The 24,355-nt window shown below is 70.1% G+C and carries 27 protein-coding genes; 9 read left to right on the top strand and 18 right to left on the bottom strand.

Annotated features, from left to right (window positions below; translation table 11 throughout):
• Positions 1-14 precede the first annotated feature (14 nt).
• From BN159_RS14600 to BN159_RS14615, 4 genes are all read right to left on the bottom strand, one after another.
• Complete coding sequence (locus tag BN159_RS14600) at positions 15-1,319, bottom strand: hypothetical protein (RefSeq protein ID WP_015657750.1); 1,305 nt, start codon at positions 1,317-1,319, stop codon at positions 15-17.
• Entirely contained in the window at positions 1,309-1,905 is a 597-nt protein-coding gene (locus tag BN159_RS14605) for a DUF6114 domain-containing protein (RefSeq protein ID WP_015657751.1), read from the bottom strand. Before BN159_RS14605 ends, BN159_RS14600 begins: the two co-directional genes overlap by 11 nt.
• A gap of 134 nt (positions 1,906-2,039) precedes the next feature.
• A complete protein-coding gene (locus tag BN159_RS14610) occupies positions 2,040-2,678 on the bottom strand; it encodes a DUF6230 family protein (protein ID WP_015657752.1) in 639 nt (212 codons plus the stop codon).
• Between the two features lie 651 nt (positions 2,679-3,329).
• Positions 3,330-4,307, bottom strand: a complete 978-nt coding sequence (locus BN159_RS14615; RefSeq protein WP_015657753.1) for a tetratricopeptide repeat protein — start codon at positions 4,305-4,307, stop codon at positions 3,330-3,332.
• A 192-nt stretch (positions 4,308-4,499) separates the two neighbouring features.
• On the opposite strand from BN159_RS14615, the gene BN159_RS14620 reads away from it, so the two are divergent.
• The gene (locus BN159_RS14620) at positions 4,500-5,132 is read left to right on the top strand and encodes a TetR/AcrR family transcriptional regulator (RefSeq protein ID WP_015657754.1); all 633 of its coding nucleotides are present in this window, start codon (positions 4,500-4,502) and stop codon (positions 5,130-5,132) included.
• A 195-nt stretch (positions 5,133-5,327) separates the two neighbouring features.
• On the opposite strand, the gene BN159_RS14625 is transcribed toward BN159_RS14620, so the two are convergent.
• The 4 genes from BN159_RS14625 to BN159_RS14640 all read right to left on the bottom strand — a co-directional run bounded on the left by BN159_RS14625 (position 5,328) and on the right by BN159_RS14640 (position 9,300).
• Entirely contained in the window at positions 5,328-7,028 is a 1,701-nt protein-coding gene (locus BN159_RS14625; RefSeq protein ID WP_015657755.1) for an acyl-CoA mutase large subunit family protein, read from the bottom strand.
• 77 nt (positions 7,029-7,105) lie between these two features.
• A complete protein-coding gene (locus BN159_RS14630; RefSeq protein WP_015657756.1) occupies positions 7,106-7,438 on the bottom strand; it encodes a DUF3817 domain-containing protein in 333 nt (110 codons plus the stop codon).
• 67 nt (positions 7,439-7,505) lie between these two features.
• Positions 7,506-8,015 (bottom strand): MarR family winged helix-turn-helix transcriptional regulator, encoded by a 510-nt coding sequence (locus BN159_RS14635; protein WP_015657757.1) that lies wholly within the window; start codon positions 8,013-8,015, stop codon positions 7,506-7,508.
• A gap of 22 nt (positions 8,016-8,037) precedes the next feature.
• Positions 8,038-9,300 carry an MFS transporter gene (locus tag BN159_RS14640; RefSeq protein ID WP_015657758.1) on the bottom strand — a complete coding sequence of 421 codons (1,263 nt, stop codon included), beginning with the start codon at positions 9,298-9,300 and terminating at the stop codon, positions 8,038-8,040.
• Between the two features lie 77 nt (positions 9,301-9,377).
• Between BN159_RS14640 and BN159_RS14645 the strand changes: the two genes are divergently transcribed.
• Together BN159_RS14645 and BN159_RS14650 are read left to right on the top strand one after the other, a co-directional pair.
• Positions 9,378-10,361: an ArsR/SmtB family transcription factor gene (locus tag BN159_RS14645; protein ID WP_015657759.1), complete on the top strand. Its 984-nt coding sequence runs from the start codon at positions 9,378-9,380 to the stop codon at positions 10,359-10,361.
• A 78-nt stretch (positions 10,362-10,439) separates the two neighbouring features.
• Positions 10,440-11,438 carry a glycoside hydrolase family 6 protein gene (locus tag BN159_RS14650; RefSeq protein WP_015657760.1) on the top strand — a complete coding sequence of 333 codons (999 nt, stop codon included), beginning with the start codon at positions 10,440-10,442 and terminating at the stop codon, positions 11,436-11,438.
• 4 nt (positions 11,439-11,442) lie between these two features.
• On the opposite strand, the gene glxA is transcribed toward BN159_RS14650, so the two are convergent.
• The 3 genes from glxA to BN159_RS46570 all read right to left on the bottom strand — a co-directional run bounded on the left by glxA (position 11,443) and on the right by BN159_RS46570 (position 15,519).
• Positions 11,443-13,398 carry a radical copper oxidase GlxA gene (gene glxA, locus BN159_RS14655; RefSeq protein WP_015657761.1) on the bottom strand — a complete coding sequence of 652 codons (1,956 nt, stop codon included), beginning with the start codon at positions 13,396-13,398 and terminating at the stop codon, positions 11,443-11,445.
• A 3-nt stretch (positions 13,399-13,401) separates the two neighbouring features.
• A complete protein-coding gene (locus BN159_RS14660) occupies positions 13,402-15,177 on the bottom strand; it encodes a glycosyltransferase family 2 protein (protein WP_015657762.1) in 1,776 nt (591 codons plus the stop codon).
• A 117-nt stretch (positions 15,178-15,294) separates the two neighbouring features.
• The gene (locus BN159_RS46570; RefSeq protein ID WP_015657763.1) at positions 15,295-15,519 is read right to left on the bottom strand and encodes a helix-turn-helix domain-containing protein; all 225 of its coding nucleotides are present in this window, start codon (positions 15,517-15,519) and stop codon (positions 15,295-15,297) included.
• A 176-nt stretch (positions 15,520-15,695) separates the two neighbouring features.
• Between BN159_RS46570 and BN159_RS47455 the strand changes: the two genes are divergently transcribed.
• The gene (locus tag BN159_RS47455) at positions 15,696-15,827 is read left to right on the top strand and encodes a hypothetical protein (protein WP_015657764.1); all 132 of its coding nucleotides are present in this window, start codon (positions 15,696-15,698) and stop codon (positions 15,825-15,827) included.
• On the opposite strand, the gene BN159_RS46575 is transcribed toward BN159_RS47455, so the two are convergent.
• The 5 genes from BN159_RS46575 to BN159_RS14695 form a co-directional block, all read right to left on the bottom strand.
• Entirely contained in the window at positions 15,807-16,454 is a 648-nt protein-coding gene (locus BN159_RS46575; protein ID WP_015657765.1) for a TetR/AcrR family transcriptional regulator, read from the bottom strand. The two genes, BN159_RS47455 and BN159_RS46575, sit on opposite strands and share 21 nt — an antisense overlap.
• Positions 16,451-17,131, bottom strand: a complete 681-nt coding sequence (locus BN159_RS14680; RefSeq protein WP_015657766.1) for a DUF4166 domain-containing protein — start codon at positions 17,129-17,131, stop codon at positions 16,451-16,453. The genes BN159_RS46575 and BN159_RS14680 overlap by 4 nt, the downstream gene beginning before the upstream one ends.
• Positions 17,128-17,892 (bottom strand): hypothetical protein, encoded by a 765-nt coding sequence (locus BN159_RS14685; protein WP_015657767.1) that lies wholly within the window; start codon positions 17,890-17,892, stop codon positions 17,128-17,130. The genes BN159_RS14680 and BN159_RS14685 overlap by 4 nt, the downstream gene beginning before the upstream one ends.
• A 146-nt stretch (positions 17,893-18,038) precedes the next feature.
• The gene (locus BN159_RS14690) at positions 18,039-18,338 is read right to left on the bottom strand and encodes an MTH1187 family thiamine-binding protein (protein ID WP_015657768.1); all 300 of its coding nucleotides are present in this window, start codon (positions 18,336-18,338) and stop codon (positions 18,039-18,041) included.
• A complete protein-coding gene (locus BN159_RS14695) occupies positions 18,335-18,682 on the bottom strand; it encodes a DUF3817 domain-containing protein (protein WP_015657769.1) in 348 nt (115 codons plus the stop codon). The genes BN159_RS14690 and BN159_RS14695 overlap by 4 nt, the downstream gene beginning before the upstream one ends.
• Positions 18,683-18,863: 181 nt before the next feature.
• On the opposite strand from BN159_RS14695, the gene BN159_RS14700 reads away from it, so the two are divergent.
• The 4 genes from BN159_RS14700 to BN159_RS14715 all read left to right on the top strand — a co-directional run bounded on the left by BN159_RS14700 (position 18,864) and on the right by BN159_RS14715 (position 21,511).
• Positions 18,864-19,496, top strand: coding sequence for an AIM24 family protein (locus BN159_RS14700; protein ID WP_041819313.1), 633 nt, complete (start codon positions 18,864-18,866; stop codon positions 19,494-19,496).
• A gap of 1 nt (position 19,497) precedes the next feature.
• Positions 19,498-20,148, top strand: a complete 651-nt coding sequence (locus BN159_RS14705; protein ID WP_015657771.1) for an AIM24 family protein — start codon at positions 19,498-19,500, stop codon at positions 20,146-20,148.
• Positions 20,145-20,939 (top strand): AIM24 family protein, encoded by a 795-nt coding sequence (locus tag BN159_RS14710; RefSeq protein WP_015657772.1) that lies wholly within the window; start codon positions 20,145-20,147, stop codon positions 20,937-20,939. The genes BN159_RS14705 and BN159_RS14710 overlap by 4 nt, the downstream gene beginning before the upstream one ends.
• Positions 20,940-21,034: 95 nt before the next feature.
• A complete protein-coding gene (locus BN159_RS14715; protein WP_015657773.1) occupies positions 21,035-21,511 on the top strand; it encodes a MarR family winged helix-turn-helix transcriptional regulator in 477 nt (158 codons plus the stop codon).
• 22 nt (positions 21,512-21,533) lie between these two features.
• Here the strand turns inward: BN159_RS14715 and BN159_RS14720 are convergent, their stop codons facing one another.
• The gene (locus BN159_RS14720; protein ID WP_015657774.1) at positions 21,534-22,943 is read right to left on the bottom strand and encodes a sensor histidine kinase; all 1,410 of its coding nucleotides are present in this window, start codon (positions 22,941-22,943) and stop codon (positions 21,534-21,536) included.
• Positions 22,940-23,602 carry a response regulator transcription factor gene (locus BN159_RS14725; protein ID WP_015657775.1) on the bottom strand — a complete coding sequence of 221 codons (663 nt, stop codon included), beginning with the start codon at positions 23,600-23,602 and terminating at the stop codon, positions 22,940-22,942. The genes BN159_RS14720 and BN159_RS14725 overlap by 4 nt, the downstream gene beginning before the upstream one ends.
• A gap of 115 nt (positions 23,603-23,717) precedes the next feature.
• Here BN159_RS14725 and BN159_RS14730 point away from each other — a divergent pair, with 115 nt between their 5' ends.
• Positions 23,718-24,314 carry a PepSY domain-containing protein gene (locus tag BN159_RS14730; protein WP_015657776.1) on the top strand — a complete coding sequence of 199 codons (597 nt, stop codon included), beginning with the start codon at positions 23,718-23,720 and terminating at the stop codon, positions 24,312-24,314.
• Positions 24,315-24,355: the final 41 nt, after the last annotated feature.

Here is a 24,355-nt window from a genome sequence, read left to right on the forward strand (position 1 = left end):
TCTGTGAGCGCGGCTCAGTCGGTCGTGAACTGGTGCAGCCCGGGGACGTGCAGGGTGCCGCCGAACTGGCCGGCCTGCTGCACCTTCACCTTGGTGAAGTAGATCAGCGGGATGTTCAGCGGCGGCGGGTTCTCCGGGCTGAACGTCACCGGGATCAGCCCCAGCAGATTGCCGGAGATGGACTCGGTGTACATGATCGTCTTGCCGTCGCGGATGGTGGACGTCGTCCCCGCGCCCGCCTGCACGTGGTACGTCTTGCCCGACTGCGGGTCCTTCACCGTCTGGTGCAGATCACCGATGTCGGTGCCGTCGGAGATGACGTACTTCAGGACCTCCTTGGTGGTCCCGTTGGCCGTCTTCACCTTGACGATGCCCTGGTAGTCGGCGCCCTTCAGCAGCAGCGAGCTGGCGTTCAGGAACCACGGGTCGTCGGGCAGCGGCACGGTGTTGTCGACGCCGCCCTTCTCGTCCGTGGCGGCCGGGCAGTCCTCGGGGTCGGTGGTGGAGCTCGCCGACGGGCTGGGCGTGGCGGTGGCCTCCTCGGCCGCCTCCTCCGCCGCCTCGGTGGTGTCCTCGACCGCGTCGGACGCCGCGTCGGTGGTGTCCTTCGCCGTGTCCTCGACGGTGTCGGTGACCTTGTCGGCGGTCTCCTTCACCGGCTCGGCGGCGTCCTCTTCCTCTGCCGCGCTGGGCGACTCGGACGCCGACGGGGTGGCCGAAGGCGACGGGTCGGCGCTCGCCGTCTCGTCCCCGCCGCCCGTGAAGATGTCCTCAAGGGCGCCGCCGATGTCCTCCAGCAGGTTGCCGTCGGACTCGGAGGGCGACGGCGAGGGGGACGCCGTGGCCGTGTCGCCGCCACCGGACTGCGGTTCGGTCGTCTTGCTCTCGGTCGGGGCCGGCTCGGGCTCGGCCGCCTCGTCGTCGGAACCTGAATCCGACGAAGAGGAACCGCCCGTGCCGCCCTCGGCCGACGGGGTGGGTGTGGGCTCCGCCGTGTCGTCCTCGGCGGGGGCCTCGCTGGTGCTCTCGCTCGCGGACGGCGACGGGGACGCGGACTCGCCCTCCAGGGCGGCCACGCAGTCCTTGTACTCGTCCGCCGTGAGGCTCTTGGCGGCCGGCTGGTCCTCGGCGTTGGCGAGCGTCGGCGTGAACCCCATCCCCATGAGGACCGCGGTCGGCATCGCGGCCAGGGCTATCGCCTTCCCGGCCGGTACGTGGAACCTGGTGAACAGCGGCTTCTTGGGAGCCGCGTGCCGCGGCCCGGTTCTCGCACGGGACGTATCCACGTCAGTCCCGTGGGTCACCTCGTCAGCCGGCACTGTGCCTCCCGTTCGCCCCGTTCGCCGGGCTCGTTCCTGACAGATCGTTCGGCTCGTCCACCGTGTCCGCCTCGTCCACCGTCTCCGGCTCGGCCACCGTCTCCGGCTCGGCCGGGAGCGCGCCCTCGAGGGCGTCGCCCTTCTGGTCAGTGGCCTCCTGGACCGGCTGCGGCTGCTGCGGCGCACCCGGGGCCCACGCGACGGCCATCGCACCGCCGACGAGGGAGAACAGGAAGCCGATCAGGAAGCCGCCCAGGTTGGAGACGGGGATGGACACCAGCGCCAGCAGGATCGCCGCGACACCCGCGAAGGTGCGTACGTGCTTCTGAAACCAGAGGCTGATGCCGAGGACGACCAGCAGCACACCGATGATCAGGGACCCGGCGCCCGCGGTGGTCGCCATCGCCAGCGTCAGATGACCGATCTGGAGGTTCGCGTACGGGAAGTAGGCGATCGGGAGTCCGCCGAGCATGACGAACAGTCCGGCCCAGAAGGGCCGGTCGCCCCGCCAGGCGCGGAAGTTCCGCCGGATGACCCGGATGTAGTGCTCGTCACGGCCGGGTACGGCAGGAGTCTCGGCGCTCATGAAAAACAGCTCCCTGCTGCGGCGTTGCTGTGGTGGTGAGTTGTGGTGCTGAAGGTGCGGACGTGTTGTGAAGAAGACGCCCGTATGGTGGACGGGCGGGGGCGCCATCGGCTCCCCCGCCCGTCAGTGAGTGCTTAGTAGCACTCCTTGACACCCGTCGACAGCGACATCTTCAGACCGCTGAGCTTGAAGGTTCCGGCGGTGGTCGCCCACGCCGTCTGCTTCACGTCCTTCAGCACGACCGAGTCGGCCTGCTGAGCGAACCCGAACGGGTTGGACTGCTCCTTGCCGCCCTTCATGCCCGGACCCTTGGTGGCGTCCTTGGCGGCCACACCGATGTCGATGCCCTTGAACGTCGCGTCGGCCTCGAGGTCGGCCACGTCGATGTACAGGTTCTCGGCCTCGACCGGCTTGTTCGGGTCTTCACCGGCCCGAAGGATCAGGCTGACACTCCCGAGGATCGGGATGTCGGGGGTGACGACCGACTGGCACAGGCTGTTGATGGTCGCGGACTTGAAGGCCGAGACCGCGACGGGGTGAACCGTCTTCTTGCCGCTGAGCGTGTAACCCTCATCGAGGGCGCCGTACTGGGCGAAGCCCGTACCGTCGAGCTGCTTCGTCGTCACCTTGAACGACTGGCCCGACACGCTGAACGACGCGGCGAGAGCGCCCTGCGCGAGGGCGACACCTATCGCAGCCGTGGCGGCCACGCTGGGCACCATCACGACGGCGAACCGCTTCCATCTGGTCCCGCCACGCACCTGGGACTCCATATTTCCTCCTTCTCGGACGTACATCTCCTGGCCCTGACTGCCCCATACGACTCGACGGCTCAGCCGGGCAGGGATGGGAGAAGTGCTACGTCCTCGGGAAGGGGAGCGCCCGACTCGGCGGCGCGAACCGCGCCCGAATCATCGGCGATCACCCCCGAGCGACAACCACTGGTCGCGCCTGACACGCATCACGCACAACCTTGCTGGACAGGCTTCGCCGGTGGGCGAAGACCCCCCTGTCCAAGAACCGGCGCCACTGCCGCCGGTTCTGCTCGGTGGGGACCCTGAACTCCCGCCGCCCCGACCGGCTGTCGGGTAGTACGGGAATGGACCGAGCGTCGCCGATCGTGGTGCATTCTCGCCGCCCGCACAAGGGGGTTCGTTACTCGCTAGTAACGGCCGGATAACCGAACAACGACCCGCCGGTCTCGGACGGCGACGCAGGGTCGCCTCAGGTGGGCGGACAAATCCAGGAATCGCCGGACAGAATCCGACAGAACAACGCCCTCGATTTACTGGCAGTAACAGCGGCCGCGATTACCAAGATTTGGTAAAGCGCGGCCGCACTGACACTCCGTCGGCCCGTTCTTTCACTCGGGTCACACAGACCCTCGCGTTTAGTGACTGGTCAGAACGGGGCCCGTGACTCGCTCAGAACAGGGCGCGCGCCAGGGCTCTGCGCGCCGCCGCGACCCTCGGGTCCTCGGCGCCGACGACCTCGAACAGCTCAAGCAGCCGCAGCCGTACGGCTTCCCGCTCGTCGCCCGTGGTCCGCTGCACCGTGTCGATGAGGCGCCCGAAGGCGTCCTCCACATGACCGCCCACCAGATCCAGGTCGGCGGCGGCGATCTGCGCCCGCGCGTCCTGCGGCTTCTCGGCGGCCTCCTTGCGCACGGCCTGCGGGTCGGCCTCCTGCACCCGCTGGAGCAACTCGGCCTGCGCGAGACCCAGTTTGGCCTCGCTGTTGCCCGGGTCGTCGGTCAGTACGTTCTGATACGCCCGAATCGCCCCGCCCAAGTCCCCCGCGTCCAGGGCCGTTACGGCGGCCTCCAGCAGCGCGTCGTGCGGACCGGCCGGAACCGCGGGCGCCGGCTGGGCGCCGGTGCCGGGCTCGGCGTCCGGGTCGACGGTGAGACCGGTGAGCCCGAACCGCTGCTCGGCCACGGTCACCAGCTGGTCGAGGGTCTCCCGGATCTGGGCCTCGCCCGCGGCTCCCTGGAAGAGCGGGAGCGCCTGGCCGGCGACGACGGCGAACACAGCGGGGATCCCCTGCACCCCGAACTGCTGCATCAGCATCTGGTTGGCGTCGACGTCGATCTTGGCGAGGAGGAAGCGGCCGTTGTACTCGACGGCGAGCCGCTCCAGGACGGGGCTGAGCTGCTTGCAGGGCTGGCACCACTCGGCCCAGAAGTCGATGACGACCGGGACCTCGGTGGACCGCTGAAGTACATCCCTCTCAAAGCCGGCCTCATCGACATCGATGACCAGGTCGGCGGGCGAGACGGCCCCTCCCCCGCCCTGCCGGGCCGCTTCGGCGCGCGCCTGCTCCGCCTTCGCCTTGGCCTCCTGGGCCGCCTTCACCGCGGCGAGGTCGACGACTCCGCTCATGGACATGTTCCGTGGCTGCATGCGTCTATCCTCCCCCGTTCTCGCGCGCGAGTGAAAAGCGATGAGAAAAGCTGTTTGGCGGAGGGTCCCCACCCCGCGCCAGTGGTTTCGCTACGAGTCGTAGCGTAATGGCACCGGGTGCCTCCGGAACACCGGGTTCTGGTGATCTGCCTCACGGCGTCAACCGGACGGGGTCGTGGTTATGGTCGTGGGATGCAGAGCAGCACTCCCGCCCCACGGGCCACCGGGCGTCCCCGCAGCGCGGCCGCGGACGCGGCGATCCTCGCGGCGACGCGGGAGGCGCTGGTGGAGCTGGGCTGGTCGAAACTGACGCTGTCCGACGTGGCGACGCGGGCGGGGGTCGCGAAGACGACCCTGTACCGCCGCTGGTCCGGCAAGAACGAACTCGTCGTCGACGCGGTGGCGGAGCTCTTCGACGAACTGGAACTCCCCGACCGCGGCACGCTGGGCGCGGACATCGAGGGCGTGGTCCTCCAGTTCGCGGCGATCCTGGCGCGCCCGGAGGCGAAGAGCGGCCTCATGGCGGTGGTCGCGGAATCCACCCGCGACGAGGCCCTGCGCGAACGCATCCGAGCCTCCATCGTCGACCGTCAGAAACGCCTTGTCCTGGAGGGCCGCTCCCGGGCCCAGGCCCGAGGCGAACTCCCCCCGGAGGCGGACGAGTCGGAGGCCGCCCGCACGGTGGACCTCATCTTCGACGTGGTCGCGGGCGCGGTGGTCCATCGCTGCCTGGTGAGCGCGGAACCGGCGGACGAGGAGTGGGTCCGCAGCTTCACGACGGTACTGGTGGCGGGGCTGGCGGCAGCGGCACAGTCTGCGACCTGACCATCGTCGCGGTCCGCGGGCCAGTGGGGGCTGGTCGCGCAGTTCCCCGCGCCCCTGGGTGGGAACAGCCCCGCCAGCCCTGCCGATCCGCGTAGCTGCGGGCAGTCGTGCCGCTGGGGCGGCACGGGTGGGCGCAGCGGCACCCGGCCGGCGCCGGTGAGCGCACCCACCCCCACGGCCGCCCCAGCCGGCGGGTCAGAAGCCTGCCGGCTCCGTGTACACGCCCCACTCGTCCCGCAGCACCCCGCAGATCTCGCCCAGCGTCGCCTCCGCGCGCACTGCGTCCAGCATCGGCTCGATCATGTTGGAACCGTCACGAGCGGCCGCCAGCATCGCGTCCAGCGCGGAGCGCACCGCCGCGTCGTCCCGGCCGGACTTGCGCCCGCCCAGCACCCGTACCTGCTCGCGCTCCACCTCATGACTGACCCGCAGGATCTCCAGATCCCCGGTGACGGAACCGGTGTGGACGTTCACGCCCACGACCCGCTTGTCGCCCTTCTCCAGGGACTGCTGGTACCGGAACGCGGACTCGGCGATCTCTCCGGTGAACCAGCCGTCCTCGATGCCGCGCAGGATGCCGGAGGTGATCGGCCCGATCGGGTGGCGGCCGTCGGGATGCGCCCGCAGCCCCCGCTCCTTGATCTGGTCGAAGATCTTCTCCGCGTCCGCCTCGATCCGGTCCGTCAGCTGCTCGATGTACCAGGAACCGCCCAGCGGATCCGCGACATTGGCGACGCCGGTCTCCTCCATCAGCACCTGCTGCGTCCGCAACGCGATCTCCGCCGCCTGCTCCGACGGCAACGCCAGCGTCTCGTCCAGCGCGTTCGTGTGCAGCGAGTTCGTCCCGCCCAGCACGGCCGCCAGCGCCTCCACCGCCGTACGCACGACGTTGTTGTACGGCTGCTGCGCCGTCAGCGAGACACCCGCGGTCTGCGTGTGGAAGCGCAGCCACTGCGCCTTCTCCGACTTCGCGCCGTACACGTCCCGCATCCACCGCGCCCAAATACGCCGCGCCGCACGGAACTTGGCGATCTCCTCGAAGAAGTCGACATGCGCGTCGAAGAAGAAGGACAGGCCGGGGGCGAAGACGTCGACGTCCAGACCGCGGGACAGGCCCAGCTCGACGTACCCGAAGCCGTCCGCCAGCGTGTACGCCAGCTCCTGCGCCGCCGTGGCCCCGGCCTCACGGATGTGATACCCGGAGACCGACAGCGGCTTGTACGCGGGGATGCCCGCCGCGCAGTGCTCCATCAGGTCGCCGATCAGCCGCAGATGGGGCTCGGGCTGGAAGAGCCACTCCTTCTGGGCGATGTACTCCTTGAAGATGTCCGTCTGGAGCGTGCCGTTGAGGACGGCCGGGTCCACGCCCTGCCGCTCCGCCGCGACCAGGTACATGCAGAAGACCGGCACTGCGGGACCGCTGATCGTCATCGAGGTCGTGACCTCGCCCAGCGGGATGTCCTTGAACAGGACCTCCATGTCCGCCGCCGAGTCGATGGCGACCCCGCAGTGCCCGACCTCACCGAGCGAGCGCGGGTCGTCGGAGTCGCGGCCCATGAGGGTCGGCATGTCGAAGGCGACCGAGAGGCCCCCGCCGCCGTTGGCGAGGATCATCTTGTAGCGCTCGTTGGTCTGCTCGGCGTTGCCGAACCCGGCGAACTGGCGGATCGTCCAGGTCCGCCCGCGGTAGCCGGTCGGGTACAGACCGCGGGTGAAGGGGTACTCCCCCGGCCAGCCGATCCGCTCGAAGCCGTCGTAGGTGTCTCCCGGGCGGGGCCCGTACACCGGCTCCACCGGATCCCCGGAGAGCGTGGTGAAGTCGGCCTCACGCTTGCGCGAGGCGTCGTACCGGGCCTGCCAGCGGCGGCGGCCCTCTTCGATGGCGTCAGCGTCCATGCCTTCAAATTTACTAGGACGTCCTAGTAAATGTCGATGGCCAACCGCCGTGAGCAGTGACTCACGACGGTGTGCGGTTACGCCTTGACGGCAGCGGGCTGCGCTCCGCCGACCAGCGGAAGCGTCTCGCGGGCGACCTTGCGCTCGACGAAGAAGGCGGCGAGCGGGATGGTCCCGGACAGCAGCACCCACAGCAGCTTGCCGAACGGCCACTTCGCCTTGGACCCCAGGTCGAAGGCGAAGATCAGGTAGATGATGTAGAGGATGCCGTGGACCTGGGAGACCGCGAAGGTCACGTCCTCGCCCATGTCGAACCCGTACTTGAAGACCATGCAGGTGCACAGCACGAGCAGCATGACGGCGGTCACGTACGCCATGACGCGGTAGCGGGTCAGCACGCTGGATTTCATGGCGTCGAGCGTAACGGCACGTTCCGGGCGATCTTCGCGCGGGTCAGGGCTCGGGTCAGATGTCGGGTCAGGACTCGTCGAAGTCGTGGGCCGCGACGCGCAGCGGGCGCAGCAGCGCGAAGATCTCCGCGCACTCCTCCGCGTCGTACACCCCGAGACCGAAGTCCATCGCCATCAGGTCGCGGGTGGCGGCCTCGACCACCTTGCGCCCCTTCCGGGTGATGGAGGCGAGCGTGCCGCGCCCGTCGTTGGGGTTGGGCCGCTTGTCCACCAGACCCGACTTCACCAGCCGGTCCACGGTGTTGGTCACCGACGTGGGATGCACCATCAACCGCTCACCGATCTTCGACATCGGCAGTTCCCCGGCCTTGGAGAAGTTGAGCAGCACCAGCGCCTCGTACCGCGCGAAGGTCAGCCCGTACGGTTTGACCACCGAGTCGACCTCCGCGAGGAGGATCTGCTGGGCGCGCATGATCGAGGTGATCGCGGCCATGGACGGCACGTTTCCCCAGCGCTGCTTCCAGAGTTCGTCGGCGCGGGCGATGGGGTCGAAGGGAAGACTGAGCGGCTTCGGCACGGCACCAGACCCTACCGGCCAGTCATATCGTGGTCAGCCCCGTCTCGCCCATCGGTCTGCGTGAGGTTCGCCGGACCTCCAGGGCGAGGCACAGACAGCACACCGTGCCGAGCGCCCCGACCCCGCCCACGACGGTCGCGACCGGCCAGAACTCGGCCGCGGCCCCGGCCAGCGCCATGCCGACGCCCTGGATGGTCATGAGGCCCGCGGTGTGCACGGTCATCGCCCGTCCCCGCAAATCCCGCGGCACCGCGTCGACGAACCAGCGGTCCAGGCCCAGGGTGTACGCCCCCGCGAGCCCGGTGACCAGCAGTGCGGCCAGGATCCAGCCGAGGCCGGGGGCGAGCGGGTAGGCCAGCAGGGGCAGCAGGGCGCCGGCGGCGAGCGGGAGCACGATCCGGGAGCGGCCGGCGGGCGAGAGGGCGGCGCCGGCGTACACCTCGCCGATGATCGTGCCGACCGGCATCGCGCCCATCAGCAGCCCGACCCCGGCCGTGCCCATGCCGATCTCGTCGGCGTAGGCGGCGGCCAGCGCCTCGGGCGCGACCATGAACATCGGCGGCACCCACAGAAGGAGGAGCAGCGCGCGGATCCTGCGGTCGCCGAGCACCTCGCGGGCGCCCGCCAGCGAGTACCGCACGAGCGAGCCGCCCTGGGCACCGGCGGGCCTGCGCCGGGTGCCGAACCGCAGGAGCAGCGCCGAGCAGACGAAGGTGCTCACCGTGACGGCCAGGGCGCCCCGGGGCGACACCACCGTCAGCAGGGCGCCGCCCAGCCCGAAGCCCACCAGCACGGCGCTCTGCGAGACCATCCTGAGCAGCGAGCGCCCGAGCACGAAGAGGTCGCCGTCCCCGAGGATCTCGGCGAGCGTGGCGGTCCTGGTGCCGCTGAACACCGGCGAGACGACGGCGATCACGCAGCGCAGGGCGAACAGCACGGCGACGGGGGCGCCGGGCGCCGCCATGACCGCCGCGCACCCCGCGCACACCAGGTCGCACAGCACCAGCACCCGCCGCGCCGGATACCGGTCGGCGACCCCGGACAGCAGCGTCCCGCCGACCAGGTACGGCAGGAAGCCCAGCGCGAAGGTCAGCGCGCTCAGCAGAGGTGAGCCGGTGAGCCCGTACACGAGCACGGTGAGCGCGATCTCGCCGACGACGGTGCCGAGCAGGGAGAGCGCGAAGGCCGCGAAGACGGCACGGAACTCTCGTACGGCGAGGACGCTGCGGTAACCGGTGGGCTCCCGCTCGACCGGCGGCGCGGGCGGGCTCGTCTGTTCAGGCATGGCCGCAGCCTGCACGCGGGTGCGCCCCCGCCGTAGAGTTTCGGCCACAGCCGAATGTTCCGGACCCGGGGAGGGCCGTGCCGTTCCATCTGCGCTTCGGCGACGACGACCTGCTCCGGTGCCGTTTCGCGGTCTCCCCGCTCTGGGAGACCCAGGAGGCGGTCCGCACCCTGCGCCGGCCCGACCGGCACGGCTATCACCCGCACTGGCTGCGCCGTATCCAGGAGGCGGCCCGGACACTGGACCTGGCCCCGCTCTGGCTGCTCATGCCCCGGCGCGGGCACTCCCCGGACTTCCTCGGCCCGCCCCCGATCGGCCCCGCGGCCGACTTCGCGCAGGAGATCGCGGCGGTCCGCTCGGCCGATCCGGACGCCGCGCGCGACGACATGGCCCGGGCGCTCGCCGACACCCCGGGCGCTCTGGACTCCCCCGAGGGCAGGGCCCTGCTCGCCGACCCCGCCCGCACGGTCCATGAGCTGGCCGATCTGCTGGAGGCCGCCTGGCGCGTCCTCGTCGAACCGGACTGGCCCCGGCTGCGCGCCCTGCTCGACGCCGATGTCGCCTTCCACTCCAGGCGCCTTGCCGAGGTCGGCCTCGGCGCGCTGCTGCCCGAACTGGACCGGCGGCTCGCCTGGAACGGCCGCACCCTGACCATGGAGCTGGGCGGCGAGTACGTGCGCGACCTCGGCGGACAGGGCGTGGTCCTGATGCCGAGCGTCTTCTCCTGGCCGGACGTGATCAGCGGCTTCGAGCCGCCCTGGCAGCCCACCGTCGTCTACCCGGCCCGGGGGCTCGGCGGCCTGTGGACCGAGCCCGCGGACCGCGCCTCCGAGGCGCTCGTCCGGCTGCTGGGCCGGGGCAGAGCGGCCGTGCTCGCCGCGCTCGACGACCCGGCCACCACCTCCGCCCTCGCCCACCGCCTCGGCCTCGCCCCCTCGTCGGTGTCGGCACATCTGACGACGCTGCGGGACACCGGCCTGCTCGTCTCACGGCGCTACGGCCATCAGGTGCTGTACGAGCGGACACCACTGGGGATCGCGCTGGCCTCCGGGGGCGGCTGACCTATGTCTATTCCGGGACAAATCAACCCTTTATGAAAGCATTGGTGACGGAACGTCACCTCCGCTCAAGGGAGCAGCATGTCCCGGCTGATCCACCCCCTCGCGGCTCTCGCGGTGCTCGGACTCGCGGCGGGCTGTACGTCCGCCGCCGATGTCGACGAGGCCTCCGTCGCCGGTGCCGCCTCCCGGAAGGGGAACCCGGCGCCCGCCTCCCCCTTCTGGGTCGACCCCGACAGTCCGGCCGCGCAGCAGATCGAGCTGTGGGAGCGGGAGGGCCGTACCCAGGACGCCCAGTTGTTGCGGCGGATCGCGGACCGGCCCGCGGCGCTGTGGCCGCCCGGCGAGACCGACCCGGGGCCCACGGTCCGCACCGCGACCGCCGCGGCCTCCGCCGAGGGGCGCACCGCGCTGTTCGTGGCGTACGACATCCCGCACCGCGACTGCGGCCAGCACTCCGCGGGCGGGGCCTCCGACGCGGACGCCTACCGGGACTGGATCGGGCGGTTCGCCGACGCGCTCGGGCAGAGCAAGGCACTGGTGGTGCTGGAGCCGGACGCGGTCGCGCACATCGTCGACGGCTGCACGCCCGCCGATCTGCACGCCGAGCGGGAGCAGTTGCTGAGCGAGGCGATCCAGCGGCTGAAGCGGCAGCCGAACACCAAGGTCTATCTGGACGCGGGCAACCCGTCCTGGATCAAGGATCCGGACAAGCTGGTCGAGCCGCTGCGCCGGGCCGGGATCGCCGAGGCCGACGGCTTCGCGCTGAACGTCTCCAACTTCCAGACCGACGAGGTCACCAAGGAGTACGGCCGCCTGCTGTCGCGGGACCTCGGCGGCAAGCACTTCGTCATCGACACCAGCCGCAACGGCAACGGCCCGCTGCCCGGCGTCTGGTGCAACCCGCCGGGCCGCGCCCTCGGCGCCGCGCCCACGACCGAGACCGGGGATCCCGCCGTGGACGCCTACCTCTGGGTCAAGCGGCCCGGGGAGTCGGACGGCACCTGCGAGGGCGGTCCGGCCGCCGGTCAGTGGTGGCCGGAGTACGCGCTGACCCTCGCCCGCAACTCCCGCGGCTAGCTTCTCACTTCACCTGGATCCACTTGGCCTCCGACGGCGTGCCCTCGGCGTCGGTGACGAACAGCATGTACCAGCCGGGCGGCACCAGCGCCGGGTCCTCCGGCACGGTGACGGTGACCGAGCCGTCGCCCTTGGCCAGGCCGAGTTCGACGGAGCGCTGTTCGACGTCCGTGGTGTGGGTGACCGCGCTGGGGCGCATCAGCCGGGCCTTGACGATCCGCTCGGGGTGATCGGTGCGGTACGTCGCCCGATGGTCGTCGGCCAGTTGTTCCGGACCGTCGTTCAGGACCGGCCGATTCTCGCCGTTCTTGTGCAGGGTGGGCGGGGTGAAGATCTCCATGCGCTGCTCGAACCGGCCGAGCTTGGTGTTCTGCTGGTCGTCGAAGAGCGGATCGGAGCCGAAGGTGGCGACCCTGCCGTCGGGCAGCAGCAGAGCTTCGGAGTGGTAGTTGCGGCCCACCTTCGGCGCGGCCGCCTCCTTGAAGACGTTCTCCTTCGGAACGTAGAACTGGGCCTTGAGGATGTTGCTGGCGCTGCGGCCGCGGTAGTCCTCGGAGCCGTTGGCGGTGAAGACGGTGTCGTCCGGCATGATCACGCTGTTGAGGTAGCGGGTGCCCTGGGGGAGGTCGGGGCCGTCCTCGAAGACCGGGTTGTCCTTCTTCAGGTCGACGACGGCCGTGCGCGGGGTGGACTTCTTGGACTCGCCGACGCCTCCGCCGCCGAGGAGCATCACCTTCTGGTCCTGGGCGGGCGGCAGCAGGAGCGAGGCGGCGGTCTCGGTCTGGTCCGGGTCGCGCAGGCCCGGCACCTTCTCGAAGGTGTTGGTCTCCAGGTCCCACAGCCCCGGGACGCGGCCCCGGTCGCCGGGGCCGTAACCGGCGTTGGCCGCCGGGTAGAAGAGCTTGCCGCCCTTGGTGAGGAAGAGGGCGGGATAGGTGGGGAAGTAGCGCTTGGGGCCCGGGGTCCACTCCTTGGTCTCGGGGTCGTAGATCTCGTTGTCCCCGGGGTCGACGACACCGACGTCGTCGAGGCCGGAGACGGCGAGGACCCGGCCGTCGTCGAGGCCGACCAGGGTGGGGTACCAGCGGGCCTTGTCCATCGGGTCGACCTGGATGTACTTCTCGGCGACGGGGTCGAACTCGTAGGCCGCGCGGATGCCTTGGAAGTCCTGCTTCTCGAGGGTGATCCGCTCGGAAAGGCCGTAGGTGTTGTCCGCGTCCTTGCCGGTCAGCCCGACGATCTCGTACTGCGCCTGCTTGTCGGTGACGGACAGCGGGCCCTTCTCGACGGCCTCGACGAAGACCCGCCGCTCGCTGGCGGTGACCTTGGTCTGCCAGGGCTGCATCACTCCGGCCCGGTTGTAGGTGATCTTCTGGGTGCGCTTGGCCTTGGGGACGGTGACGTCGAACCTGGTGATGTACTCGACGCCTGCCGGTGAGCGGAAACGGGTGCCCTTCTTCAGGAACACGGCCTTGTCGGGGCTCTCGTTCTTCACCCGCATCCCGCCCCCGGCCCGCTCGACCTCGCCTTCGAGGAGTTCGTAGCGGGCGGTGCCGCCGGCCACCAGCAGGCGTCCGTCGGGGAGTTGGGCGTGGCCCGAGCAGAAGAAGTCGTCGGGGGTGGGGATCTTCTTGAAGGTGTTCTTCACCGGGTCCCACAGGACGGTGTCGAAGGACCCCTCGTCGAATTTCTCCTGCTCATTGCCCGAGCCCGCGACGATCAGCACCTTCCCGGTGTGCAGCAGCGCCGCGTGGATGGCGTTGGTGCGGTACTCCTCGGGGATGTCGACCTGGGTCCAGGAGCCGTACTCGGCCTGGTAGCCGGGCTGGGCGATCTTGTACTCGTGGTACTTCTCGCCGGCGAATTCCAGCGCGGCCGGGGCGTTGAGTCCGGCCAGGATCGCGATGCCGCCGATGCCGAGGACGGTCTTCTTGGTCTTCTGCGAGGGCTGGTAGGCCATGGCCTAGTTGCCTCCTGTCGGGGTGCGGGAGACGGGGGCGGTCGTGGCGAGGGCCGACTCGGTACCGTCGGCGGGCCGGGCGGCCGGGACCGGCGACTGCCGCGCGCGCCGCGTCCTGACCAGCGTGGTGAGCCACACCGCGACCGGCGCCAGGGAGATCGCGATCGCGAGCACCGCCCAGGTCCGCATGGCCACATGGGTGTGGTCGAGCGCCATGGAGGCGACCAGCGAGCCGGCCAGCAGGGCCGCCCAGCCGAGATGGATCCGGAAGGTGAGCAGCCGGTCGGGGCTGGCGTCGCCGCCCTTGGGGGTGATGACGAACCGGCTGGGCCTGCGGATCAGGGCCTCGCCGAAGGACTTGAGGTAGATCGGCGCGGACAGCGCGGACATCGCCATGCCCGCGAGCCCGCCGGAGCCCTGCGGTTCGTGCGGCGAGACGTTGTGCCGCCGGTTCCACAGGTACAGGCCGATCTGGAGGGCGGCCGCGTCGCTGTAGAGCATCAGCCAGACGGAGGCGGCGACCTGGGTGCCGGAGGCGCCGAACCAGAGGAAGAGGAAGCAGCTGAGGATGCCGAGGAACCAGTTGACGGCCGTCATGGGGTAGTAGACGAGCATCAGCGTGTACGAGAACAGGCGGCCCGGCGGCATCGTGAACGGCGCCTTCCAGTACTGCTTGAACAGGGTCTCGTAGGTCCCCCGTGACCAGCGCAGCTGCTGGGTGAAGAAGTCGGTCCAGGAGGCGGGCCCCTCGCCGACGGCGAGGACGTCCGGGGTGTAGACGGAGCGCCAGTGCCGTCCGGTGCCCGGATTGCGGTGCCGGTGCAGTTCGAAGCCGGTGGCCATGTCCTCGGTGATGGAGTCGTACAGGCCGCCGATCTGTTTGAGGGCGGAGATCCGTACGACGTTGTTGGTGCCGACGAACATGGGCGCGCGATAGCGGTTGCCGGCGCGCTGGATGAGGGCGTGGAAGAGGAACTGCTGGGACTCGGCGGCCTTGGTGACGGGGTTGTGGTAGTTGCCGTAGACCTGGGGGCCGACGACGAAGGCGACGTCCGGGTCGCGGAAGTACCCCATCATCCGCTCCAGGAAGGCCGGGTGCGGGACGTGGTCGGTGTCGACGGAGGCGAAGAACTCGTAGTCGCCGCCGTGCATGGCGAGCCAGGCGTTGTAGTTGCCGTGCTTGGTGCGGGCCTTGTGGACGCCCCTGGGGCGGTTCCACTCGGGGACGCCGTGGCGGGTGAAGTGCCGGACGCCGAGTTCCGCGCAGAGGGCCCTGGCCTGGGCGTCGTCGCCCTCGTCCAGGAGCCATACGTCGAGGGGGCCGGTGTGGGTGATCCGGACGGCGCCTTCGAGGGTGGCGCGGACCATGGCGAGGGGTTCCTTGCCCGGGACGTAGGTCGTCAGGAAGGCGACGCGGGTGCCGGGTTCGGCGGTGACCGGGATCGGGTCGCGGGCCACGAGGGTGGCGTGGGCCACGGAGGCGACGTTGACGACCATGAACAGCTCGATGAGCCCGATTGATATGAGCATGGCGATGTCGAGGCCGACCAGCCAGCGGTCGCCGCCCTCGCGATCGACCCAGTGGGTGGGCCAGACGAGGTAGACGAGCAGGGCGCCGGTGAGCAGCGGCGCCAGGGTCATCAGGAGGACGGCTCGTATTCGCCGCGGCTCGCGGGAGAGCAGCGAGGTGTACTGCACCCGGTACGAAGCGCCGGCCGGCTCCGTGAGCGGTCCGGCGAGTCGGCTGTGGGTGTCGTAGTCGTAGCCCTCCGGCCGCACAGCGCCCTCCAGTCATCGAGGAGTCATCGACGATCGCGCCGATACCCCTACGAAAGTGGAGATTTATGGGCATGTCGAACTGGGGGCGTCCAGGTGGGTGCTCGTACCGAGGGCCCGTCAGCCGTCGAGCAGCCGCCATGCGGTGAGGGCGAGTCGGGCCCGGGTCAGCCCCGTGGGCTCGGTGAGTTCGAGGCCCAGACTCCGGCCGAGCTGGTCGATCCGGCGGGCCACGCTGCTGTGGTGGAGGTGGAGGAGGTCGGCGGCCCGGCGCAGCGAGCCGGTGGCGCAGTGGAGATCCAGGGTCCGCAGGTCCTCGGGGTCGACACGGCCGATGGCGGCCACGTCGGGATTGGCACAGACGGTGCCCTCGTCGAGCTCGGCGAGCAGCGCCAGGGCCCCCAGGTCCGAGTGGCGGACGACGGGCTCGCGCGCGCTGGTGAAGCGCAGGGCGGTACGGGCCTGGCACGGTCTGGGGCGCCGGGACGATGTCCCTGACCCGGGCCGACGGGAGGCGCCAGATGTCCGTCGCGGTGAACCTCGCCCGGTGGCAGCAGGCGGAGGACGGGTCGGAGCACCCGATCGACGTGGCGCTGAAGACGCTGTCCGGGCAGGCGCTGTGCGGGGACGGGTCAGCGCTGAGTACGCCGTAGGTGGTGGCGGACCGCGCGCTGGGCCATGGGGCCGAGTTCGTCCAACGCCGCGACCAGACGGCCGAGTTGCTCCAGGGCGTCCAGGGCCGCGCCCGCCCCCTGGGCGTCCACGCCTTCGTACAGCTCGATGCCCACGAAGGACGCCGCCACCGCCCGCGCCAGTCCAGGCGGGTCCACGAACTCGCCGAACGGGGTCTCGGCCAGCACCCGGGTCAGGACCTGCTCGATCTCGGTGATCCACAGATCGAGCCCGGCGGCCGTGGCCGGGGCGAGGCTCTCATGGGTGTGCGCGCCGGCCAGCAGCTGGCCGAGCAGGGAGACATAGCCCGAGGCCCTCTCCTCCTCGTGCATCTCCCGGCCGAAGGCGAGGAGTTCGGCGAGCGAGGTGATGGTGGCGAAACGGTCCCGATAACGGGAGACGCGCTGTTCGGCGCCGTACCGGCAGGCCGCCGCCAGCAGGTCGTTCAGCGAACCGAAGTGGTAGAAGACCAGTGCCTGGTTGACCCCGGCGGCGGCCGCGACCGTACGCGCCGACGTCTTGGCGATCCCCTGCTCGGTCAGCGTCCGCAGCGCCCCTTCGAGGAGCTTGGCCTTCGTCTCCAGGGACTTGGCGGTCTCCGGGCTCACGCGCGCGCCTCCTCGCGCACCGGGCGCAGACCGGGGCGCACTCCGCAGCGCCGGATGTCGGTGTAGGAGGCGCGGAAGGAGCCCTCGTAGCCGAAGAGCGGGCCGAAGTACCGGTTCACCACCCGGACCTGGATACGGAAGCGGTCGGTGGCGTCGTCGTAGGACTCGCGCACCTCGGCCGTGGCGCCGATCAGCTCGGGCACCCGGACGTCGACCACGCCCTCCCGGAAGCGGTGCTCGCCGGAGCGGATCAGCAGCGAGCCGTCGGGCTCGGCCCCGAAGTACAGGTCGGTGGCGAGGTGCTGGTGGGTGCCGAGGTAGTCGAGGACGCGGTCGCCCTGGGGGCTCAGCACCATCTGGGCGTCGAAGCGGCGGGGCCTGCCGGGCAGATCGAAGGTGCGCACGAAGGTCACCGTCTCACGCCCGTAGCTGTCGGTGTACGGAACGTTCTCGATCACGAAGGGCACCTGGCGGCCCTCGCGCGGGACGAGGATATTGCGGGTGGTGCCGAGGGCCAGGAACGGCTTCACGAACGCCCCGCCGTGCCAGATACGGTCCATGACACCCAGCCCGGTGCACGCCTCACCGCTCGCCAGGCCGACGGAGAAGCGGCGCTGGAGCTGCGGGTGCAGGCGGTCGAAGTCGGCGCCCATGACCGTGCGGAAGATCGAGGTCATCGCGGGTTCTCCAGGGTGCGAAGGAGTCGGGGGGCACGCGCCCGGGTCAGCGGCTGGCGCAGACAGCGGCGGGCGGCCGGGGTGCCCGACAGCGGCGACTTGAAGAGCGCCACGCAGACGGCGGCGGCGAGCAGGAGCGGGCAGAGGTACGCCGTCGAGGCGGCGAAGGGTCCGAGCAGCCACAGGAGCGACTCCAGGCTGCACAGGCCGGTGCAGGCGAGGGCGATGACGAGGGCGCGGACGGCGAGTTCCGCCAGCCAGTTCAGGCGGGCCCGCTCGGGGGTGACGCCGCGCTCCAGCCACAGACGCAGCCGGTCGAAGGACCAGGCCGTCGCCCAGCCCATGAGCGGACGGAACAGCAGTCGGTCGGCGAACGCACCGAGGGCACCCCAGCGCGGGCGGTAGTCGTAGCCGGTGAAGAAGCGGACGCCGTCGCCGTCGGGAACGTAGCGCCAGTAGCCGCTGCCCTCGGCGAGCAGGGAGAGGGGGTGCGGGGAGGAGAAGCGCAGGGCGGAGGTGCGGGTGCCGTCGGGGCGCTCCTTCTCACCGGCCGAGACCCCGGTGCCGGCGATGGTGAGGAAGGGCAGCACGCGCGTGGCGTAGCGGAAGCGCTGCGGCTCGCCCTCCACGCGCGGGAGGTAGTCGATCTCGGTGAAGCGCAGGTCCCAGCGCTGGTGCTCGGACGGCTCCTGGGTGCGGGCCCACAGGGCGTCGAGATCGGCGCGGATCCGCGCTTCTATGTACAGAGCGGTGTGACCCATGTGATTCCCCCAGGTCAGCCTGTCATTTGAGCGACTGCTCAAACTTTGTGGAGGGGACGGTACACGGTTTTGAGCGACTGCTCAAACATGGGGGACGAGAAAACCCCGGCCCGCGCGGGGCCGGGGTTTTCTCGTAGTCGGCGTACTCACTCAGCGGCGAGGTAACGCTCCACCGTCTCCACTTTGGAGGTCAGACCGTCGGCCACTCCCGGGCGGATGTCCGCCTTGAGGACCAGGGACACCCGCGGGGCGCGCACCTCGACGGCCGCGACGGCGCGCTTGACGACGTCCATGACCTCGTCCCAGCTCTCGCCCTCGATCGAGGTGAACATCGCGTCGGTGCGATGCGGCAGGCCTGACTCGCGGACCACACGGACGGCGTCGGCGACGTACTCCCCCACGTCCTCGCCGACGCCGAGGGGCGTCACGGAGAAGGCGACGATCACGACGTCTTCACCGCGCCCTCCTGGCGGGCGCGGGAGGCGATGACCGCGTCCTCGGCCTCGCGCTTGAGCATGCGCTCGGCGAAGAAGCCGCCGGTGGGCAGGACGGAGAGGACGAAGTAGACGACGGCGGTCTTCGCCGGCCACTTCGCACGGTTCCAGGCGTCGGCCCAGAAGATGACGTACAGGATGAACAGGACGCCGTGGATGTAGCCCATGGGCCTTACCGCGTCGAATTCCGTCGTGCGCTTGAGCACCGAGCACGTGAGCAACAGCAGGAAGGACACGGCCTCGGGCGCCGAGACGAGGCGCAGGCGGCGGAGGGCGGTGGCGGTCTTGATGTCCACGGGTCACCTTCGATGGGAGAGACGTCGGAGTTTGTGAACGCAAGCACAAACGTTCTCCCATTGAAGCAAACGAAGAGGGGCGGGTTGGGGGCCGGGGCCCCTAAGGGGGCATTCAGGGTCGATCTCGTGCTTGGGGCTCTGTTGGCGCCCGTCCACGACGGGCTACCTTCGCAGCGTGGCGATGTTTCGACTTCAAGGAAGCAAGGTGCTCGCCGTCGAGATGGCCGGGGACGCCGTGAAGGCGAAGAACGGCTCGATGGTCGCGTACGACGGACAGATGGCGTTCAAGAAGCTCAGCGGCGGCGGTGAGGGCATCCGGGGCATGGTGACCCGGCGCCTCACCGGTGAGCAGATGACGGTGATGGAGGTGAAGGGGCACGGCACCTGCTGGTTCGCGGACCGCGCGTCCGAGATCAACCTCGTCGGCCTCCAGGGGGACAAGCTCTACGTCGAGTCGAGCAACCTGCTCGCGACCGACGGAGGGCTCAGGACCGGCACGACCTTCACGGGGCTGCGCGGCGCCTCGCAGGGCAACGGCCTGTTCACCACCACGGTCGAAGGGCACGGACAGGCGGCGATCACTTCGGACGGCCCGGCGGTCGTACTGAGGGTCAGCGCGCAGTACCCGCTGACCGTCGACCCCGGGGCGTACATCGCGCATCAGGGCGACCTCCGTCAGTCCTTCCAGTCCGGCGTGACGTTCCGCACGCTGATGGGCGAGGGCGGCGGCGAGGCCTTCCAGATCCGCTTCGAGGGCGACGGCCTGGTCTACGTACAGCCGAGCGAGCGCAACACGATCGCGGGGGACGTCTGACATGGCCTTGCGTGAGATCAACTCCAAGATGGTCGAGGCGACCGTCCTGCCCGGTCAGCGGCTGTTCAGCCAGCGCGGCGCGATGCTCGCCTACAAGGGCGAGGTGTCCTTCACCCCCAACACCACCGGCGGCCAGGGCGGCCTGATGTCGATGATCGGGCGCCGGGTCGCGAACGAGGCCACCCCGCTGATGACCGTCGAGGGCAGCGGCACCGTCCTGTTCGGGCACGGCGGCCATCACGTCCAGGTGATCGCCCTCACCGGCGACACCCTGTACGTGGAGGCGGACCGGCTGCTGGCCTTCGAGGGCACCCTGGAGCAGGGCACGATGTTCATGGGCTCCCAGGGTGGCGTGATGGGCATGGTCCGCGGCCAGGTCACCGGCCAGGGCCTGTTCACCACGACCCTGAAGGGGCACGGCTCGGTCGCCGTCATGGCTCATGGCGGGGTCCTGGAGATCCCGATCAGCCCCCAGCGCCCGGTCCATGTCGACCCCCAGGCCTACGTCGCCCACCACGGTGACGTACGCAACAAGCTCTCGACCGCGCTCGGCTGGCGGGACATGGTGGGCCGGGGCTCCGGCGAGGCCTTCCAGCTGGAGCTCAGCGGCAGCGGCGCGGTGTACGTCCAGGCCTCGGAGGAGAAGCTGTGAGCACCTACCCGGGTGCGGGGCCCGTGGTCCACGACCCGATGACCCTGCCGTCCGACGACAACGTCAACAACTACACCTTCTGCGTGGAACTCAAAGGGAGCCAATGGTTCCTCCAGAAGGGGAAGATGATCGCCTACTACGGCTCGATCGACTTCAACGGCATCGGACACGGTCGACTTGACCGACTTGTCCGCACGTCCTTCCATTCACCACTGCACGCCAGCGACTGGGTCGTGGCCGAGGGCTCGGGCAAGATGCTGCTCGCCGACCGGGCCTTCGATGTGAATTCGTACGACCTCGAAGACGGCAACCTGACCATTCGCTCAGGCAACCTGCTCGCTTTTCAGCCAAGTCTGTCGCTGAAGCAGTCGATCGTGCCAGGTTTTCTGACCCTCATCGGAACCGGGAAGTTCGTAGCCGCATCTAACGGTCCGGTGGTGTTCATGGAGCCCCCGATCCGGGTGGATCCACAGGCGCTCGTCGGCTGGGCCGACTGCCCCTCCCCGTGCCATCACTACGACTACGGCTACATGACCGGCCTGATGGGCGGTCTACGTGCAATGACAGGCCTCGGAGGGGCCTCCGGAGAGGAGCACCAGTTCGAGTTCGTGGGAGCCGGCACCGTGCTCCTTCAGTCCTCGGAGGCCCTCATGGCCGAGCAGGCGACGGGGACGGTTCCGCATCAGGCCGGGGTACCCGGAAGCGGAGGCTCCGCAGGTGGCTCACCGCAAGGCGGCGCACCGCGCCTTCCCGGACAGCTGGGGGACCTCCAGCGTCGCTTCGGGCTGTGAGCGGTAGTCTGCGGAGTGTGACGACTTCGAACGCGTGCGCACTGTCACACCGCCCTCACTAGTTCGCATTTCAACATTTTAGGTAGACTTCATTTATGGAGACCGAGACGGCCACGCCCTGGCTGACCGATGCGGAGCAGTGCGCCTGGCGCACCCACCTGGAAGTCAACAGACTGTTGACCTACCAGCTCGAAAGGGACCTCCAGCCGTTCGGCCTGACCATGAACGACTACGAGATCCTGGTGAACCTCTCCGAGTCGGAGGACGTACGGATGCGGATGAGCGACCTCGCGTCCGCCACCCTCCAGTCCAAGAGCCGCCTCTCCCACCAGATCACCCGCATGGAGAACGCGAACCTGGTCCGGCGCGAGAACTGCGAGTCCGACCGCCGCGGGCTCTACGCCGTCCTCACCGAGCACGGCATGGAGACGATGAAGAAGGTCGCGCCGCACCATGTGGCATCGGTGCGCCGGCACTTCATCGATCTGCTGACGCCGGAGGCGCTGGTGGAGCTGGACAAGGCGCTCAAGCCGATCGCGGAGCACCTGCGGGGGCAGCGCGGACGCCCATGACGCTCTAGGGGCATGGGGCCGGTCAGGCGGCCGACGGAAGGCGGAGTTCGAACAGGGCTCCGCCTTCCGGCGCGTCGCCCACCGTGAGCGTGCCGCCGTGCCGCTCGGCGACATCGCGGGCGATGGCCAGGCCCAGACCGGCACCGCCGTCGTCCCGGCTGCGGGCCTCGTCCAGCCGTACGAACCGCTCGAAGATCCGCTCCCGGTCGGCCTCGGGCACACCGTCGCCGTCGTCGGCGACCTGAACCACGGCCCACTCCCCCTCCCGGCGGACGGTCACGGTGATCGCGGAACGGGCGTGCCGACCGGCGTTATTGAGCAGGTTGGCCAGCACTCGCCCCAATTGCCCCCGCGATCCGGCCACTTCCACCGGCGCGTGCGCCCCCACCGTCACCCCCGCCCGCCCCTCGGCCTCCTCCTCGGCCAGCGCGGCGAGCTCCACCCGCCCCTCGGTGGGCCGCTCCCCCGCGTCGAGCCGGGCGAGCAGCAGCAGGTCGGCGGCAAGGTGCTGAAGCCGTACGGTGTCGGCGACCGCCCCGTCCAGGTCCAGGAACTCCGGGTGCGCGGCGGCCACTTCGAGCTGGGTGCGCAACGAGGCGATCGGGCTGCGCAGTTCGTGGGAGGCGTCGGCGACGAAGCGCCGCTGGCGCTCGACGGAGGCCTCCAGGGCGGTCAAGGTCTCATTGGTGGTGCGGGCGAGGCGGGCGACCTCGTCGTGGGTGGCCGGTTCGGGTACCCGGCGCGCCAGGTCCTGGGAGGCGGTGATCGCCGCCAGCTCGCTCCGGATGCCCTCCACCGGGCGCATGGCACGCCGGGTGACCAGCCAGGTCACGGCCGCGACGACGCCGATCAGCAGCGGGAAGCCGATCAGCATGACGGTGGTCGCGGTGTTCACGGCGCTCTGCTCGGCGTCCAGGGAGCCACCGGCGGTGACGGTGAGCCGTCCCCCGTCACCGGCTTTGACCCGGACCGTGGCGAACCGGTAGTCCTCGGTGGTGCCGTCGATGGTCGCGGACCCGTCGGTGAAGTCGGTGTCGGGGTCGATCTCGCCGGGTTCGAGGGAGACGTCGTCGTCATCGTCGTCATCGTCGCCGCTGGTGGGGCCGGGCCGCGGCGGACTGGGGGTGACCTGTGCCGTCCCCGTCCCGCTGATCCGCTCCAGGTCCTCGCTGGCCGCGACGAGCGTCCCGCTCTCATCGACAACCTGGACCGGCGTCTCGTCGTCCAGGTCGAGCCGGTCGTAGGGCCGGCCCGAGGCGAGCTGGGCGGCGATGTTCCGGGCGGTGCGCTCGGCCTTGGTCCCCGCCTGGTCGATCAGATTGGACCGCAGGGACAGCAGTACAGCGGCGCCCGCCGCGACCAGCGCCACCGCGACGACCAGGGTGGCCCCGATCGTCGCCCGCGCCCGAACCGACCCGAACAGGCGTCTCATCGGCCCGACTCCAGCCGGTACCCGGCGCCGCGGACGGTACGGATGAGGCCGGGGCGGAGCTTGCGGCGCAGGGTGCTGATGTAGACCTCGACGATGTTGGGGTCGCCGTCGTAGGCGAAGTCCCAGACGTGCTCCAGGATGCTCGCCTTGGAGACGACCTCACCGGCCCGAGTGACGAGTTGCTCAAGAACGGCGAACTCCTTGGCGGTGAGCGCGACTTCGCTCTCCCCGAGGTGGACGCGGCGGGCGGCGGTGTCGACCTTCAGATCCCCGTGCACGAGCACGGGTGAGGCACCGGGCCCGCGCCGCCGCAGCAGCGCCTTGATCCGGGCGACGAGCACGACATACGAAAACGGCTTGGTGAGATAGTCATCAGCCCCCGTGTCCAGCCCCTCCGCCTCGTCGTACTCCCCGTCCTTGGCGGTCAGCATCAGGATCGGCACGTCGTGCCCGGCGGCCCGGAGCGCACCGCACACGCGGTAGCCGTTCATCCCCGGCAGCATGATGTCGAGGATGACGAGGTCGTACGGCGACTCGCTCGCCCGGTGCAGCCCTTCGCGCCCGTCGTGCACGACGTCCACGGCGTATCCCTCGGCGGTCAGCCCCTTGGCGAGCGAGAGGGCAAGCCGCTTCTCGTCCTCCACGATCAACAGGCGCATGCGCTCCAGGGTGGCAGAGGGAACCTGAAGCGATCTTCAGGGTCCTTCAGGTTCTCCTCAGCGTCGGTTCATCAGATTGGTTCCCGTCGAACCGAACGACTGGGGAGGAACCAGGATGAAGAGCAAGCGCAACATCGTCATCGCCACCGTGGCCGCTGCGGCCCTCATCGGGGGCGGCAGCTTCGCGGCCTACGCCTCCGGGGACGACGACAGCGCCCCCACGCAACGGGAGACGAACGCCCGGGTGGCCGACGATCGCGACGACGACAGCCGCGACGACGACACCACCGAGGCCCGCACCGCGACCGTGACCGCGGCCGACGCCGTGACGGCGGCACTTGCGCACACCCCGGGTACGGCCGTCGCGGTCGACCTGGAGGACGACGGGGACGACACCTGGGACGTGGACGTCGTAAAGCCGGACGGCACCGAATACACCGTCAGGGTCGCCCCCGACACCGGCAAGGTCCTCGGCGCCCAGCGGGACGACGACGACAGCGACGACCGCGACGACGTGGCCGCCCTGAAGGGCACGACGGTGGACGCCCGCGAGGCGGCCCGGACGGGCGCGGCGCACGGCACCGTCACGGAGGTCGAGCTGGACGACGACGGCCCCGGGGCCTGGACCGTGACGACCACGCAGGGCGAATGGAAGGTCGACACCAGGACGGGTGCCCTCGCCCAGGACAGGAACGACAAGGACGACGACTGACGTCAGCCCGCGCGCACTCCGTACCGGCCGAACACCCGATC

The organism is Streptomyces davaonensis JCM 4913, assembly GCF_000349325.1.
Lineage (GTDB): Bacteria > Actinomycetota > Actinomycetes > Streptomycetales > Streptomycetaceae > Streptomyces > Streptomyces davaonensis.

Coding starts and splice junctions, on each gene's coding strand:
- BN159_RS14605 (WP_015657751.1), bottom strand. CDS start 1,905: ATGAGCGCCGAGACTCCTGCCGTACCCGGCCGTGACGAGCACTACATC.
- BN159_RS14610 (WP_015657752.1), bottom strand. CDS start 2,678: ATGGAGTCCCAGGTGCGTGGCGGGACCAGATGGAAGCGGTTCGCCGTC.
- BN159_RS14615 (WP_015657753.1), bottom strand. CDS start 4,307: ATGCAGCCACGGAACATGTCCATGAGCGGAGTCGTCGACCTCGCCGCG.
- BN159_RS14620 (WP_015657754.1), top strand. CDS start 4,500: ATGCAGAGCAGCACTCCCGCCCCACGGGCCACCGGGCGTCCCCGCAGC.
- BN159_RS14625 (WP_015657755.1), bottom strand. CDS start 7,028: ATGGACGCTGACGCCATCGAAGAGGGCCGCCGCCGCTGGCAGGCCCGG.
- BN159_RS14630 (WP_015657756.1), bottom strand. CDS start 7,438: ATGAAATCCAGCGTGCTGACCCGCTACCGCGTCATGGCGTACGTGACC.
- BN159_RS14640 (WP_015657758.1), bottom strand. CDS start 9,300: ATGCCTGAACAGACGAGCCCGCCCGCGCCGCCGGTCGAGCGGGAGCCC.
- BN159_RS14650 (WP_015657760.1), top strand. CDS start 10,440: ATGTCCCGGCTGATCCACCCCCTCGCGGCTCTCGCGGTGCTCGGACTC.
- glxA (WP_015657761.1), bottom strand. CDS start 13,398: ATGGCCTACCAGCCCTCGCAGAAGACCAAGAAGACCGTCCTCGGCATC.
- BN159_RS47455 (WP_015657764.1), top strand. CDS start 15,696: ATGTCCGTCGCGGTGAACCTCGCCCGGTGGCAGCAGGCGGAGGACGGG.
- BN159_RS14680 (WP_015657766.1), bottom strand. CDS start 17,131: ATGACCTCGATCTTCCGCACGGTCATGGGCGCCGACTTCGACCGCCTG.
- BN159_RS14685 (WP_015657767.1), bottom strand. CDS start 17,892: ATGGGTCACACCGCTCTGTACATAGAAGCGCGGATCCGCGCCGATCTC.
- BN159_RS14700 (WP_041819313.1), top strand. CDS start 18,864: ATGTTTCGACTTCAAGGAAGCAAGGTGCTCGCCGTCGAGATGGCCGGG.
- BN159_RS14705 (WP_015657771.1), top strand. CDS start 19,498: ATGGCCTTGCGTGAGATCAACTCCAAGATGGTCGAGGCGACCGTCCTG.
- BN159_RS14715 (WP_015657773.1), top strand. CDS start 21,035: ATGGAGACCGAGACGGCCACGCCCTGGCTGACCGATGCGGAGCAGTGC.
- BN159_RS14720 (WP_015657774.1), bottom strand. CDS start 22,943: ATGAGACGCCTGTTCGGGTCGGTTCGGGCGCGGGCGACGATCGGGGCC.
- BN159_RS14725 (WP_015657775.1), bottom strand. CDS start 23,602: ATGCGCCTGTTGATCGTGGAGGACGAGAAGCGGCTTGCCCTCTCGCTC.
- BN159_RS14730 (WP_015657776.1), top strand. CDS start 23,718: ATGAAGAGCAAGCGCAACATCGTCATCGCCACCGTGGCCGCTGCGGCC.